Raw genomic sequence first — 14,641 nt, forward strand, 5'->3', positions numbered from 1 at the left:
TCCTTTTACATATCCGTACAGCCGAAGTAGTTTCTGTATTATACAGATAATCTTTTTTCTATATTTACAGGTCTTTTCTGTTCAATATATCTCAAATAGCTGTTGAGATTAAAACTTCGCCTAAATAGTTCATTTTTAAAAACTTTTATTAGCTTTTTAGACATAATTCCGTTACTTACTTCTGCAGGAAGATTCTCATCAAGTTTATATAAAAGATTAGTGTAATCCCAAAAAGAAATTACAGTTTCTTTGTTGGCCTCAAAAGAATCAGTCGTATTTCTTTTTAGACGAATAAAAATTTTATCTATGGTTGAAATAATAATAAAAGCCGAAGTTCCAGAAAGCTCTTTGTGATTATCTTTTCTACAGAAAAATTTTTTATATAACATAGGCAGGACTCCTTTTATATCATTATTTAGCAGAACATACCGATGATGTATCTATATAACATTAGGAGTCTGGCATTTCGTGGGAGTGTAATTCTTTTTTTTGAGCTTTTCTTCAATTTCTTTGATATTTGATTCATGAATATCCAGAATATACCCCTCATCGTTTTCTTTTTCTTTCTCTTTCTCTTTTTCTTTTTCTTCTTCTGTTGTTATCGAAACAGTAACAAGATCTGAATAATAATGTTGCCGTCTATAAGAATTCCCTCCAGTTCCAGGACCTCCATATGATTTATCATTTTTGCAAATCATATATGCAAAACCAAAAATTACGAGAATAATTCCGCCAAGAATAATGTATAAAATCATACTTAAAGATTTTAATGAATGCCTTTTTCATTTCATGATAGAGTGGACATAAAAGAAGCAAGTAAAAAAAGCCTCCAAACTCTCTCCAATGACCAGGTTTGGAAGCTTTTTGATTGTGGGGGGGAGCGTAATGTTCATCACGCCCGCAATTCTTCTAATATTTATCCAACTATTTCAAAAACATTCTTATCATCGGGAGTGCATACAAAGGCACATCCTTCAGTACACCATGATTTACATAATCAGATAAAGAAAATCTAAAGGCGGTCTCTGGGCTATAAGTTTCGCGGTATTGTTTCAGACTTTTTGCCTTTAAGTTAATTCTTGCCTTTACTTCAACAGGAATAATTTCGTCTTCATTCTGGAAAATAAAATCAATTTCCGCTGTAGCGTCTTTTGAAGACCAGTAATATGGGGTAATTCCAAATTCGCTTATCAGCTGCTGGCAGACAAACTGCTCTGTAAGAGAGCCTTTGAACTCAGTAAAGAGTTTATTATCTTCAAGCAGAACTTTTGCACTAAGATTTGTCATACTGCATAAAAGGCCGGTGTCCAGAATAAAAATTTTGAATGCATCTAGGTCTTCATAAGCTTTAATCGGAATTCCAGATTTATTTATTCTGAAAACCTTTGTAAGCAATCCGGCATTAGAAAGCCAGTTTATTGCATTTTCATATTCACGAGCACGGGCGCTTTCCTTTACAACAGAATATAAGAATTTCTTATTCTCTCTTGCAAGCTGACTCGGAACTGAATCCCAAACCTGTTTTATCTTGTTTGCCATTTCATCAGAAGTATGTTTTGAAACATCATTCTCATAAGTTCGCAGAAGTTCTTTTTGAACTCGGCGCACTTCATTAAAATCTTTTGTCTCAATCCATGTAGAAACAACTTCCGGCATTCCACCAATGAAAAAATAATAGCGAAGGAATTCTGTAAAATCAGCTGAAAATGATTTTATAAGTTCTGCATCAGGATTACTTGAATTGATTAATGCAGCATGCTGTTCTTTTCCAATCGCCATCAGAAATTCTGAAAAAGAAAGCGGATAAAGATTCAGAAAATTAACCTTTCCAACTGGAAATGATACGCCTTCATGCAGTGAGACTCCTAAAAGTGAACCAGCACAGATTATGTGATATTCCGGAGCCTGTTCATAAAAAAACTTAAGGGCTGTAATTGCCTTTGGAATATCCTGAATTTCATCAATGATGATAAGAGTTTTTTCAGGTTCAATTTTGAATCCGCACAAAAGCTGAAAACCGTTCAGAAGCCGCTCTTTATCAAATGGAGCTTCAAACAGATTCTGTAGGGTCTGATTTTCCTGGCTAAAAAGATATGCAGTATTCTGATATTCCATTCTGCCGAATTCCTTCATAATCCAGGTTTTACCGGTCTGCCTTGCCCCCTGCAAAATCAGAGGCTTTCTGTGCTGAGAATTCTTCCAGTTTTTCAGGTCTTCTATAATTTTTCTGTACATAACACTCCAATATTATCACGAAAATCTAACGTATTTACATATTTATCATCACGAAATTCTAACGATATTTTACATATTCGCTCACGAAATTTCAACGAATTTTGTCTCATTTGAACCATATGCAAGCCTAAAGAACTTGGGAGGTTCATCATCTAATCTTTAATCCCAAGCCCTGAAGACTTCTGCTTTTTCAGGATTACTGTTTGCGGTCTTAACAGCACCCATACCAGACACCTATATCACCCCCTGTATTTGATTTTTATTTGTAGTGAGGCTGCACTTTTTCCGCCTCATCAAATGCTCACAATAAGCTGTATTCAGCTTTACAGGCTGACCTTCGTACATCGTAAGAGTTACACAGATATCACCGTATGTTTTTTCACAAGCAGTTTTTTTCAGATACGCAGAAGCTTCTCTCACAGCCTCTTCCACAGACAAACCTCTCATCTCACCATTCATATTTTTTAATTCCTCCTTAAGCAGTATTAATAACCCGGATAACGTTTACTAAGAGTTTACATTTCCAGATTTATCCCCAAACTTTTTTTTAATCTGCTCATATAATAAATCAAATGGTGTGTACGGGAAGGCATATGTTTTAGTACCCAGAGGCATATATATTAGTACCTTTCCGTATATTTTTTTAAATTTTTATTCCTGACTTGCCTAATCCTACGTAGTAAAATTCTTATTTTTCAACAAGTAAACTTCAGCAAAAGAAAACTAAAAAACGTTATTGCTTAATCATATACACGTTAATACTAACGATTGTACTAAAACTGAAAGATACTCAATTACAATCAAAATAATTCAGTTGCATAACTCAAGATACTGAACTAAAATACTATTAAGACATCTATAACTTGACTATCACTGACTGATTTTGAAATAAACCGCGAATTCCTGCGGAGGTGGGGGTCGCACGTTCGAATCGTGTCAGTCTCAAATAGAAAAGGCTTACAAGTGATTGTGAGCCTTTTTTGTTTTAAAACTAAAGTATTAAAAATCCAGAACACGATTCGAAACGTAGTGAGCACGCCTCCTACTCCTCATACACCGGTTCAAAATCTTCGGCAGGATGACCGCAAATCGGACATTCAAAGTCAGCTGGTAATTCAGAACCTTCGTAAACATATCCGCAGATTTTACATTTCCAGGCAACAATCTTTTTAGACGGCGCTGGTGTATCAGATTTTTTAGGTTTTACATTTGCCTGATAGTCAGCATAGGTTAAAGGCGGATTCGTGCTTACAACTTTTGCATCTGTAACTTCTGCAACAAAAAGGGTATGACTTCCTAAATCCTGGCTGGAAAGAACCTTACATTCAAAAACGGAACAGACCTGCGAAGTAACATAAGGGCAGCCGTTTGAATCCAGGGAATGCTCAAAATCTGCAAATTTATCTGCATCGCGGCCACTCTGGTAACCAAAACGAGAAATTGTATCAAAAGTACAGGTCTGATCCAGAACTGAAAGCGAAAATACCCCCGATTCCTTTATCATCTGGCAGGTAAGATTCTGATTAATACAGGAAATTGCCACCCTTACCGGGTTCGCAGCTGCCTGAAAGCAGGTATTTGTAATGCAGGCATTAATTTTATCGCCCGATTTTGTTCCAAGAATAAAAACGCCGTAAGAAAGATTATAAAAAGCTTTTTGTTCCATAAAGACCTCCACATTAATTTTACACCGACCTTTTGGATTTTTAAAGAAGTCGAATTGAATTAACCCTCTCTTTTAACTATAATAATTTATCTATATAGAAGATTTTTTAAGGATTTTAAAATGCCAAAAATTGAATGTAACGAAAAACTGTTTTTTGATGCTATCGGAAAAAAATACACTTATGATGCACTGGAAGATGTGCTTCCCTGCGCAAAGGCTGAACTTGACGAAAAGCCAGATATGTCGCTCCCAGAAAACGAGCGCGTTGTAAAAATTGAATTGAACGATACAAACCGTCCTGACCTCTGGTCAACAAACGGTGTTGCCCGCCAGATTAAACTTCACGAAGGCGGAAAAACTGTTGATTACATGAAGCTGATGACAAACCGCGGAAACAATGATTATGCTGACCGCGTTGTTGACGTTGATCCAGAGCTTAAAAATATCCGTCCTTACATGGTAGCATTTATGATTGCCGGAAAACCAATCGACGATCCGATGCTTAAGGACATTATCCAGACACAGGAAAAACTTGCATGGAACTTCGGCCGCAAGCGTAAGTCACTTTCTATGGGTGTTTACCGTATCGACCAGATTAAATTCCCTGTAAAATATCATGCTGTTGACCCTGACAAAACTTCATTTGTTCCTCTTCAGTGCGAATCTCCTATGACTTGCCGTCAAATTCTTACAGATCATCCAAAAGGAAAAGACTTTGGCTGGATTCTTGCTGACAAGTCTAAGTTCCCTCTTTTGAGCGACGCTAAAAACGAAATCCTTTCTATGGCACCAATTATCAACTCTGCAACTTTGGGTGCCGTTCAGGTTGGCGACAAAGACCTTATGGTTGAGCTTACCGGTGATAATATTGAAAACCTTATCCTTTCTGCTAACATCGTTGCCTGCGACTTTGCTGATCAGGGCTACGAAATTAAACCTGTTCTTGTTCGCCATCCCTATGACACAGGACTTGGAAAGGACATCATGGTTCCTTACTACTTCCAGCCGACAACAAAAACAACTTTGGGCGCTATCAACAAGCTTTTGGGTTCTGATTTTGACATGCCAAAGGTTGTAGACGCTCTTACCCGCATGGGAAGCAGTGTTGAAGTTAAAGGCGAAGAAATCACTCTCAGCCCGGCTCCATACCGCAACGACTTCCTCCACGAAGTTGATATCATTGAAGACGTTATGATTGGTGCAAACGTTGCAGCCTTCCCGCCGGTAACTCCATCTGACTTTACTGTTGGACGCCTTCTTCCACTTACAGAGTTTAGCCGCAAGGCAAAAACTTTGATGGTAGGTCTTGGCTATCAGGAAATGATTTTTAACTATGTAGGTTCTAAAAAAGACTACATCGACAATATGAGAATTGACGGCTCTAAGGTTATTGAAATTGCAAACCCTATGAGCGAAAACTATCAGTTCATCAGACCGGAAATTCTTTCTTCACTTCTTCGTGCAGAAAGCGGAAGTGCAAATGCCGTTTACCCTCACAAAATCTTTGAAATCGGTAAGGTTGCTTACCTCAAGGATGATGAAGTTACAGGTACAATCACACGCCAGCACATCGGCTTTATTACAAGTGCCGCTAACGCAAACTTCAACGATATGGCAAGTGAAGTTTCAAGCCTTCTTTACTACCTTGACCACGAATACAAGGTTGTAGAAACAGAAGATCCTCGCTTTATTGTAGGACGTCAGGCTGGCGTTACAGTAAATGGCGAAGTTGTTGGTGTATTCGGCGAGATTCACCCACAGGTTCTTGAAAACTGGGGAATTACAACTCCTTGTGCCGGCGGTGAACTTGACCTTGAAAGCCTTATGGCAACTGCAGATACAAAAACTGACGCTCAGAAAAAACAGGAAGCAAAAAAAGCCGCAGGTGACGCTGCTCCTAACGGCGGAAACCAGAAGTCAGAAGCAGAGACAAATCCTGCAAAATACTTCAACGAGCACATTGAACTTCTCGTTGCAAAAATCACAAAGGTTGAAACAAACCCACAGGGCGACAAGCTTTATATCGAAACTCTGGATGACGGTTCTGGAACAGAGCGCATTATTCAGAGCGGTCTCCGCCCATATCTTAAGGAAGACGAGCTTCTTGGTCAGCATGTAATCATCGCCGCTAACCTTGCTCCACGTAAGATGAAGGGTGTAGAAAGCCGCGGAATGCTTCTTGCCTGCGACTACACAGAAGATGGAAAAGAAAAGGTTGAACTTCTTACCGCTCCTTGGGCTGCTCCAGGAACAGTAATTCAGCTTGAAGGTAACGAATACACAGGCGAAAAACCTGCAAAAATCGATATCGACCACTTCTGCAAGGTTGAATACCGCGTAAGCAACAAATGCTTTACAATCGCCGGAATCAAGGCCCTCGCAGACGGCAAGCCTGTTACAACAAACAAAGCAGATAACTGCGAGGTTTGCTAATTTGGCAATTATAGCCTGAAAAAACGAACGCCTGGTAATTATGCCAGGCGTTTTTTTATTCTATATATTTCCATCCGTATCCACCAACGCTATCTTTTTTACCTTTACAAACAGATGTAATATTTGAAGAACTTTTAAATCCGCAATCTTTTGCTGCTTCTGTTATGGAATTGTATATTTTTTCAATTTCTTTTGTTTTCAGATTTATTCTTGCAACTTTCTTGCATTTATTATGCCAAAATCTATCCATAGCACATTTGCGGCAGCCTGTTCCGTTTACTCTACTAGCAATTGTTGCTTCGTATTCATTACCACAATCTGGACATATCCACCAAGCCTTAAAATGAGTTCCACAAGAAAACATATATGGTGTAGCAGGATAATTTTTTTGTGTATGCCATTGTTTTGCTAATTCAGGATATAATTTTCCAAATGAATTTGTATATTCTTTGTCCATATTTTTTGTAATTTTAAATTTATCTTCTTCGATATTTATCTCATACTTATCACAACCTAAGAATTTCAATAAATCATAAATTGTCTTTTCTAAAATTTCGTGTTCCCACATTGTATAAAAAACAAAGTCACAACTCTTTAAATCAGAATCTTTTTCTTTGTTTCTTTTAATCGAATTAAAGTTATTCCATTTTCTTTACATATAAGATATTTTCTTTTTCTCTTTCGAATAAGATTTCTTTATGCCAGGCTTTTCCATCGTATTCAATAGCAATCTTTTTTTCTGGAATATAAATATCAAGTTCAAAATCATTAAGAAATGAATCTTTATATCGATTTATTGTATTTGGAAAACTCTTTTTTACATAAAAAAATACCGCCTGTTCAGCAAATGAAGTATGTCTTCTTGCATCACATATAGGACAACAGTTCCCATTACCTTTTTTCCTTGTCCTATTCAGAATTGTTGATTGATATTCATGTCCAACCGGACATATCCACCAAACTCTTTTTGCATTTCCATAAGAAAATTGAGTAGGTTTCAAATTACCATTTTTTGTTGGGTGCCATTGTGCTGCTATATCAGGATGTGTTGTTTTTAAATCATTAATTCCTGCAATAACAACTCTGTTTGTACATACTGGACAATATAATGCTTTACTTCGATTGTTAATTCTATCTTCAAATTTGTAATGACAAACATGGCACTTCCACCATACTTTTTTGTTTGATGATGGCGTAAAATCTGATGGTGTTAGAGGATAATTTGCATCATAATCCCAATCTTCAAGTAATTTTGGATTTGAAATGCATCCAGTTTCAATTAATTTCTGTTTATATCGCTTTTTCCATACATTTTTACGTGCACATGATGGACAACCTGTCTTTTTTGATCTGGTTCGATCCCGAATACTTGTTATCCATTCTGATTTGCAAATATGACAGATCCAATGAACCCTAATTGGTGAACCTTCTGTAACATCATCAGGTTTTAAATTTCCATTTTTTGCAAAATCCCAATCTTGTATTAACTCTGGATGTGTTGTTTGAAGATCATTTTTCCCACGATGTAATCGTCGATTAGAGCATATTGGACAGTTATAACCATCTATTCGTTCTTTTAAAGTAGCATGCCAAGAATGATTTTTTTCACAGATCCACCATATAGGTTGTTTATATTCTAAGGAAAGTTTTTCTATTTTAATTTCTTTATTTTTTGAATGGTCAAATTCCTTAGAGAGAAAAGGATATAATTCTATGATAGTAAAATCTAAAAACAACTTAAAAGACTCTTATTCAATAAAATAATAATCAAAGATATTTATAGATAAGGATACAAGTTTCAATTATTCTGTCAGTAATTTCCTATCTTCAATATTTTCCAGAACTTCCATTTGCTGAATTGCGATTTTATTTAGTTTTTCAAGACGTTCAGTTTGTGGAAGTCCATCATTTATAAAAACTGCATTTAAGTTTTCCATATTTGAAAGACATATTAACTGATTTATTGTTGCATAATCGCGAATATTACCTTTTAAATCAGGATTAGATTCTCTCCACTCTTTTGCTGTCATTCCGAACATAGCAACATTTAACATATCAGCTTCATCAGAATATACAAAAGATATTTGTTTTGATGTAAGTTCAGGAGGTATAAGATTTTGTTTTATGGCATCAGTATGAATACGATAATTTATTTTTGCCAGTTCGCGTTTTGCAGACCAGCCGAGTTGTGCTTGCTCAGCATCCTTTAGTCGCTGAAATTCTTCAATGAGATATAACTTAAATGGAACACTAATTGCAGAACCAAATTCAAATGCAATATCTTTATGAGCATAAGTTCCGCCATAACGTCCTTTTTTGACAATAATTCCAATCGCATTTGTTTTTTCAATCCATTCACTACAACTTAATACAAAAGAAGGTAAACCTGCCTGCATTTTAAAGTGGTCAAATTCGACCACTTTAAAATCTGGATTATGTATCATTTCCCAGGTTCCAAGAAATTCAATAGTATATCTGTTTCTTAGCCAGTTCTTTATGATATCTGCAGCACGACTATCATTTTCTTTAGCACCAGCCATATCAGTAAGACTGATATAATCTCGTTCCTCAAAATTGATAACTGTAATATCTGTATTTTCAACTGTAATTTTTGCCATTATAACTCTCCGATTTTATTTTAATAAATATAACTATATTATATAAAATCGAAAAGCTTATCTTACCACGCAGTTCTTACCGTGCCGCTTGCCGTAATAAAGCTTATCGTCGGCCTGGCGGATAACGGATTCGTAATTGGTAAGGTCGTTGCCGGTGCACATGCCGACAGTAACTGTTACGGAGATATTCTGCTCATCAAAAGTCACTTTGGTATCGCTGATTTTTTGGCTTAGGGCAGTCAGGATTTCGTAGGCGCGGTCGCCGTTTGTCTGAGGCATGTAAAGGATGAACTCTTCGCCACCCCAGCGGACTGCAATATAATCATCTTTTGCATTTTCTTCTATTAAATTGCTGACAACTTTCAGTACACAATCGCCGGCATGATGACCGTAAGTATCATTTACCTTTTTAAAATCATCAATATCAAAAATAGCGATAGAATATTCGTTTTCATTTTCACTTTTATTACGCTGCATGATAAATTCAAAAAAGCGGCGGTTAAAAAGTCCGGTCAGCAAATCATGATTACTGAAATAATTAAGTTTTTCGTTAGCAGAATTAAGCTCGAAGATGTACAAGTTGAAAATATAAAAAAGCGTGAAAAGAGTAATGCAAAGGTTTAAAAAGCCAATTTCCCGGGCGCATCCTTTAATAATTTCGGAATATTCAGGGAAAAGGCAGACATCATTCATGTACATAACGTAAATTGCAATCGCATAAACAATTCCGATTACCTGAAAAAGATGCTTCATGCGTTTTTTAGGTGGCAGCAGATAGCAGACAACAGAAATCATTCCGATAACGTAAAAAATATAGCAGAAGACTCCACCAGCAAAAAGTTCACTCAAAAAAGAAAAGGTAATTATTTCAAGATAGGAGAAAATAATGTAAAAATCCGGGTGCTTTTTAAAACTCAATAAAACTACGGCGTAAAAAATCGTGCTGAAAACATTCAGAACTGTAAAAGGATAGAGCCCCAGATAATAAAAAAGGCAGGCATTAAAAGCATGCACTATAAGGCACATGATCAAAAAAAGCAGAGTTTTCTTTTTAGAAAGGAATTCCAGAAATTTTTCGCCCATCATTACTCCAAAATCCTACCACCGCATAACATTATTTTATCACAACTTGCAGATATTTCAATTTTTTGTTTTAGCGGCGCTTTACCAGATAGTCCTTAAAGCCTTTTTCTTCCAGCCGGTTCAAAACAGACTGCACCTGGTCAGTTGCCAGATCGCGGATTACAACACGGGTAATTGCTCCAGCCTTCTGATAAACTACATTTTTGAATCCAGCCTTCAAAAGCTTCTGTGCCAGAGCCTCAGCATTAGCGCGCTCTCCAAAAGAGCCCACCTGAATATCCCATCGCAACTCCTCCACAGGCTCTTCCTTAAGCACGGCAATTTCTTCTGTGACATCATCTTTAGATGATGAAGGCGCCGGCTTCGCCGCCGCGGTAGGATTAGGCTCCCTTCCAGAACTTCCACTTGGAACACTTGTTGCAGCTTTTTTTGCCGTAGCAGCAGAAAGTGCAGTTTCAGCCCCCTTCTGCAATATTTCTATACTAACCTGGGCAGTTCCGGCACCAAGCATATCAAGCTTTTCCGCAGCCGCTTTAGAAAGGTCAATTTCCCTTCCTGCAACAAAAGGCCCGCGGTCATTTACGCGCACAGTAACACTCTTTCCGTTAGCAATATTGGTAATCTTAAGAATTGAATTAAAAGGCAGCGTTTTGTGAGCCGCCGTAAAATCATACATATTAAAAATTTCGCCGTTTGCAGTCTTGCGCCCATGAAATTTGTCCGCATAATAAGAGGCTTCAACATTAGCCTTATACATTTCAGCAAAAATTCCTGTTACGCCTGCCAGGCAGATCAGTAAAAATAAAGTCAGCTTTTTCATATTTTCTTTATCGGCGATTTGGAAAATCCATTTTAGAAATTTATTAGTAGTATTTTGTGGCAAAGCGTGTTAAAATCATTGATAATTAGTAGTATTTTGAGAAATCTATGCAGATAGAAACTAATGCCATACAAAAAGAAACAAAATCTCACGGAAATTATAATTTTCCGGTTCTCGTAAGCCACGAAAGTCTTCGTAAATACGAGTCAGGTTCTTTTTTGTGGCACTGGCATCCGGAAATTGAACTTACCCTCATCACCAGCGGAAAAATGCGTTACAAGGTGAACAATGAAGAGTTTATTCTGAAGGAAGGCGATGCCATTTTCTGTAATTCCGGCGTTCTACATTCCGGCTCCATGATTGCCCTGGAAAACTGCGATTATATCGCTACTACCTTTGATCCCAAGGTGATTTATGGTTTTGAGAACAGTATCGTCTACACAAAATACGTAAAACCCGTTGTTCAGGATTTTTTCTTTCCGGTTGTTGTTTTTGACGGCTCTGAAGACTGGCACAAAGAAGTCATTTCTATAATTAAAGATTTAATCGAAAAAAACAAACTTGAAACAGAAGAAAAGGAACTGGAAATAATCATCTGCCTGCAGAAGTTCTGGAAGCTGCTCTTTCAACACAGAAAGTCCTTTATTAAAGCTGAAGTGGAAACAAACCTTGATTTTGAGCGCCTGCGCTCAATCATCACTTATATCGAATTGAACTACGAAAACCGCATCACCCTTGATGATATTGCGGGAAAAATAAATCTCTGCAAGGAAGAATGCTGCCGTCTTTTTAAGCGCTGCATGAACACCAGCATTTTTGACTACATCATTCAGTTCAGAATAGAAAAAAGTGCCCGTCTCTTAAAAGAAACAGACACTTCTATAACAGAAATTGCTCAAAATGTAGGGTTTAACGACGCCAATCATTTTGCCAAGATTTTCCGCCGCGAAAAAGGCATGTCACCCACACAATTCAGAAAGGGATAGGACTTATCAACGTCCCCTTCTTACACCAGCCTAAACTGCTTCGCTAAACTGCCTGATTACATCCGCGCCGCCGGCAAAAGTTCCGATTGAACTTCCTACCGATGACAGAATAAATACCAGAAGCACGCGGAGAATGCGGTTGCGGTAAAAGCCCTTGATTGACTGAACGTCTACGCTAAGATTTTCCATATCACGAACGCGAGGCTTACAGATTACTGCCTGTACAATTCCGCTCACAAAGCCCACGCCAATAAAAGGGCAGAGGGAAGTAAATGGCGCTGCCAGGAAGGAAACGATAATTGTAACCGGATGAGCAAGCGCTACAATAGAAAGCACCGCACTTGGAATACCGTTCCACAGCACCCAGGTAGAAAGCATTGCTGTTCCCGCCTTGCGGCCACCGTAAATAAAGCCTGCAGCAATAAAACCAATAATAACGGCAGGAATAAGCCAGCCTATAAACTTTGCAATAGATTTCTTTGCAGGAAGCTCGCTGATTTCTGAAACGTCGCTGCTTTCACCACCAGCTGCAATCTTATTAAGGTGTGCTTCAACACCTGCAAGATGACCGGCTCCTAAAACTGCAACAATATTATTTCCCTGTGATTCCCAGATTTTGCTTGCCAGGTACTTATCGCGCTCATCAATTAAAACTTCCTTAATCACAGGCATTTCTTTTGAAAGCTCGCCCATCATACTGTCCATTTCGTTTTTCTGCTTAAGCGCTTCAATTTCGGACTCATCAATGTCTTCTTTTGAAAAGGCACTTGCCAGCAAAGAAGCCAGAAGTCCCATCTTCCCCATAAAGCCGTTTTTTGCCCAGGCGCGGCGCAAGGTTGTCTGAACAGGCCGGTCTACCATGCTTGTAGCAATGCCCATTTCTTCGGCAGTTTTAATTGCCGCAAGCATTTCGTCTCCAGGTTTTACCCCGATATTCTGTCCCATGCGTTTCTGAAAACTTGCCAGCATAAGGTTTGCAAGAACCAGGAAAACCTTGCCCTCGCGGATTACCTTTACAATATCAAGGTCGCTGTATCGCTGATCATTCTGAATTGAATCGGCCCGCTTTTCATCAAGCTCTACCGCCACACAATCCGGCTTAAGCTCTTTAATTGTATTTGTTACTTCTTCAATACTCTGCGCACTTACGTGAGCGGTTCCCACCAGAGTAATTTTCCGTCCGCCCAGTTCCAAAATTTTTTGTGTCTGACTCATCTAAGATGCCTCTTTACTGTGCATTAGCCTGCTTTTCTTTCTGGGCTTCAAGACCTGCCTTCATTCCCCATTCAGCAATTCTGAATTCAAAGAACATTGGAGCCTGCATTGCGGCAACTTTAGAATACATTTCTACAGCACCATCTTCACCACCCATAATTTCATAGAAGAGACCCATATAAAACTGCATCTTTCCTTTTTTCTGGCTGTTTTCTTCCTTATTAATACGCTGAACAAGTGCTGCTTCTGCATTGCGGTTAAAGTTATCAACCCAGAAACGAGCCATCATATACTCAAGGCTTTCGCGATCCAGAGTTTTAAGAACTGGATTCAAAACATTCTTTGCATCCAGAGGCTTTTTCAACTTGTAATAGCAGGCTGCGATCATCAGTTTGTAAGAAAGACTCTGGCTGTATTCATAGGCTTTTTCAAAATACTTGATTGCTGCCTGGTAATTTCCTGCATGATACTCAAGAATTGCAGTTTCTTCGTAGGCATAAAAATATTTTGGATTTGTCTGAATTACCTTATGGTAGTTTTCAAGTGCCTGTTCAAACATATCACGCTCATCATAAACACCGGCAAGATATGCATAGGCAAGGAAGTAAGTAGGGTCAAGGCTGGCAGCTTTCTTCCAGGCAGTAGTAGCCGCATCATATTTTCCCTGAGAACGAAGGTAGCTTCCCAAATCCATATAAAAATCGTAATTAGAAGGTTCAAGCGCAATAGCTTTTTTTACAAGACTTTCAGCCTTAAGATAATTCTGGTCTTCTGCAGAAAGTTTTCCCAGATAAGAATAGGCAATTGCACTTTCCGGATTCTGATTAAGAAGGCGTTCGAATGATGATTTTGCAGTCTGCATATCATCCAGGTAATAGCACATCTGGGCAAAACCAAAGAGGGCATCTTCATTTTTGCTGTCGCCCTTCAAAGCCTTTGCATAACTTGTGCGAGCCTGCTTGTATTTTTTTGCAACTGCGTAATCCTGCCCCTGCTGAATATTTACAGAAGGATTATAAGGGTCAACTTCAAGAATGCGCTTTGCAGTTTCCTGATAAGTTTTTCTATCACCCTTGGCGTGAGCTGCCATAGAAATCAGTTCCAGGGCTTCAACATTTTTGCCATCAATCAAAAGAACTGCTTCCGCACTTGAAATTGCCTTATCATACTGACCGTCTGAATAATAAAGTGCGCCCAAAAGATTTTTGAGCCCTGTATCATTCTGAAGGCTTGCAGGCATTTTTTCAAAAAGGGCAATTGCTCCCTTAAGATTATTTGCGTTCAATTCCTTCTGAAGTTGATTTGCAAACCGTACATTTGCAGACTGTCCAGCAGCCCCACCCTGAACAAAGTCAACACTACCCGAAACGCTTTCTTTTACTTCTGTAGTCGAAGCGTTAGCTGCAAAACAAAGTGTAAAAAATGCAGCACATGCTAAGATTTTGCTTTTTTTCATATCTTCCCCTTGACAGAAAATTCGGCTAAACTGTAATAACTATGCAAATTCGTGTTATCAGAAAAGCCTTAAGAATGCTTCTAGTCGATTTCGTTATAATAATCGGCATTTTTATTCTTCAATTTAGAA

14 protein-coding genes are annotated in these 14,641 nt (G+C 38.2%); 2 read left to right on the top strand and 12 right to left on the bottom strand.

Annotated features, from left to right (window positions below; genetic code table 11):
• Nucleotides 1–38 precede the first annotated feature (38 nt).
• The 5 genes from MSI_RS07780 to MSI_RS07800 all read right to left on the bottom strand — a co-directional run bounded on the left by MSI_RS07780 (nt 39) and on the right by MSI_RS07800 (nt 3,901).
• On the bottom strand, nt 39–389 hold the full coding sequence (locus MSI_RS07780; protein ID WP_009105527.1) for a hypothetical protein: 351 nt from the start codon (nt 387–389) through the stop codon (nt 39–41).
• Between the two features lie 51 nt (nt 390–440).
• Nucleotides 441–755, bottom strand: coding sequence for a hypothetical protein (locus MSI_RS07785; protein ID WP_009105530.1), 315 nt, complete (start codon nt 753–755; stop codon nt 441–443).
• Between the two features lie 169 nt (nt 756–924).
• Complete coding sequence (locus MSI_RS07790) at nt 925–2,235, bottom strand: ATP-binding protein (RefSeq protein ID WP_009105532.1); 1,311 nt, start codon at nt 2,233–2,235, stop codon at nt 925–927.
• Nucleotides 2,236–2,469: 234 nt separating this feature from the next.
• Entirely contained in the window at nt 2,470–2,694 is a 225-nt protein-coding gene (locus MSI_RS07795; RefSeq protein WP_009105534.1) for a hypothetical protein, read from the bottom strand.
• A gap of 583 nt (nt 2,695–3,277) precedes the next feature.
• Nucleotides 3,278–3,901: a flavin reductase gene (locus tag MSI_RS07800; protein ID WP_009105535.1), complete on the bottom strand. Its 624-nt coding sequence runs from the start codon at nt 3,899–3,901 to the stop codon at nt 3,278–3,280.
• Between the two features lie 120 nt (nt 3,902–4,021).
• On the opposite strand from MSI_RS07800, the gene pheT reads away from it, so the two are divergent.
• Entirely contained in the window at nt 4,022–6,334 is a 2,313-nt protein-coding gene (gene pheT / locus MSI_RS07805; protein ID WP_009105536.1) for a phenylalanine--tRNA ligase subunit beta, read from the top strand.
• Between the two features lie 55 nt (nt 6,335–6,389).
• Here the strand turns inward: pheT and MSI_RS07810 are convergent, their stop codons facing one another.
• The 5 genes from MSI_RS07810 to MSI_RS07830 form a co-directional block, all read right to left on the bottom strand.
• A complete protein-coding gene (locus MSI_RS07810; protein WP_009105537.1) occupies nt 6,390–6,902 on the bottom strand; it encodes a zinc-ribbon domain-containing protein in 513 nt (170 codons plus the stop codon).
• 70 nt (nt 6,903–6,972) lie between these two features.
• Nucleotides 6,973–8,070: a zinc-ribbon domain-containing protein gene (locus MSI_RS07815; RefSeq protein WP_009105538.1), complete on the bottom strand. Its 1,098-nt coding sequence runs from the start codon at nt 8,068–8,070 to the stop codon at nt 6,973–6,975.
• A gap of 66 nt (nt 8,071–8,136) precedes the next feature.
• A complete protein-coding gene (locus tag MSI_RS07820) occupies nt 8,137–8,952 on the bottom strand; it encodes a KilA-N domain-containing protein (protein ID WP_009105550.1) in 816 nt (271 codons plus the stop codon).
• A gap of 57 nt (nt 8,953–9,009) precedes the next feature.
• Nucleotides 9,010–10,038 carry a GGDEF domain-containing protein gene (locus tag MSI_RS14005; RefSeq protein ID WP_081481370.1) on the bottom strand — a complete coding sequence of 343 codons (1,029 nt, stop codon included), beginning with the start codon at nt 10,036–10,038 and terminating at the stop codon, nt 9,010–9,012.
• Nucleotides 10,039–10,105: 67 nt separating this feature from the next.
• On the bottom strand, nt 10,106–10,855 hold the full coding sequence (locus MSI_RS07830; RefSeq protein WP_009105552.1) for a septal ring lytic transglycosylase RlpA family protein: 750 nt from the start codon (nt 10,853–10,855) through the stop codon (nt 10,106–10,108).
• A gap of 107 nt (nt 10,856–10,962) precedes the next feature.
• Here MSI_RS07830 and MSI_RS07835 point away from each other — a divergent pair, with 107 nt between their 5' ends.
• Nucleotides 10,963–11,841 carry an AraC family transcriptional regulator gene (locus MSI_RS07835; RefSeq protein ID WP_009105553.1) on the top strand — a complete coding sequence of 293 codons (879 nt, stop codon included), beginning with the start codon at nt 10,963–10,965 and terminating at the stop codon, nt 11,839–11,841.
• Nucleotides 11,842–11,871: 30 nt separating this feature from the next.
• On the opposite strand, the gene MSI_RS07840 is transcribed toward MSI_RS07835, so the two are convergent.
• Together MSI_RS07840 and MSI_RS07845 are read right to left on the bottom strand one after the other, a co-directional pair.
• Nucleotides 11,872–13,056, bottom strand: coding sequence for a TraB/GumN family protein (locus tag MSI_RS07840; protein WP_009105554.1), 1,185 nt, complete (start codon nt 13,054–13,056; stop codon nt 11,872–11,874).
• 13 nt (nt 13,057–13,069) lie between these two features.
• The gene (locus tag MSI_RS07845) at nt 13,070–14,512 is read right to left on the bottom strand and encodes a lipopolysaccharide assembly protein LapB (protein ID WP_009105555.1); all 1,443 of its coding nucleotides are present in this window, start codon (nt 14,510–14,512) and stop codon (nt 13,070–13,072) included.
• Nucleotides 14,513–14,641: the final 129 nt, after the last annotated feature.

The sequence above is a fragment of the Treponema sp. JC4 genome (assembly GCF_000260795.1).
GTDB lineage: Bacteria > Spirochaetota > Spirochaetia > Treponematales > Treponemataceae > Treponema_D.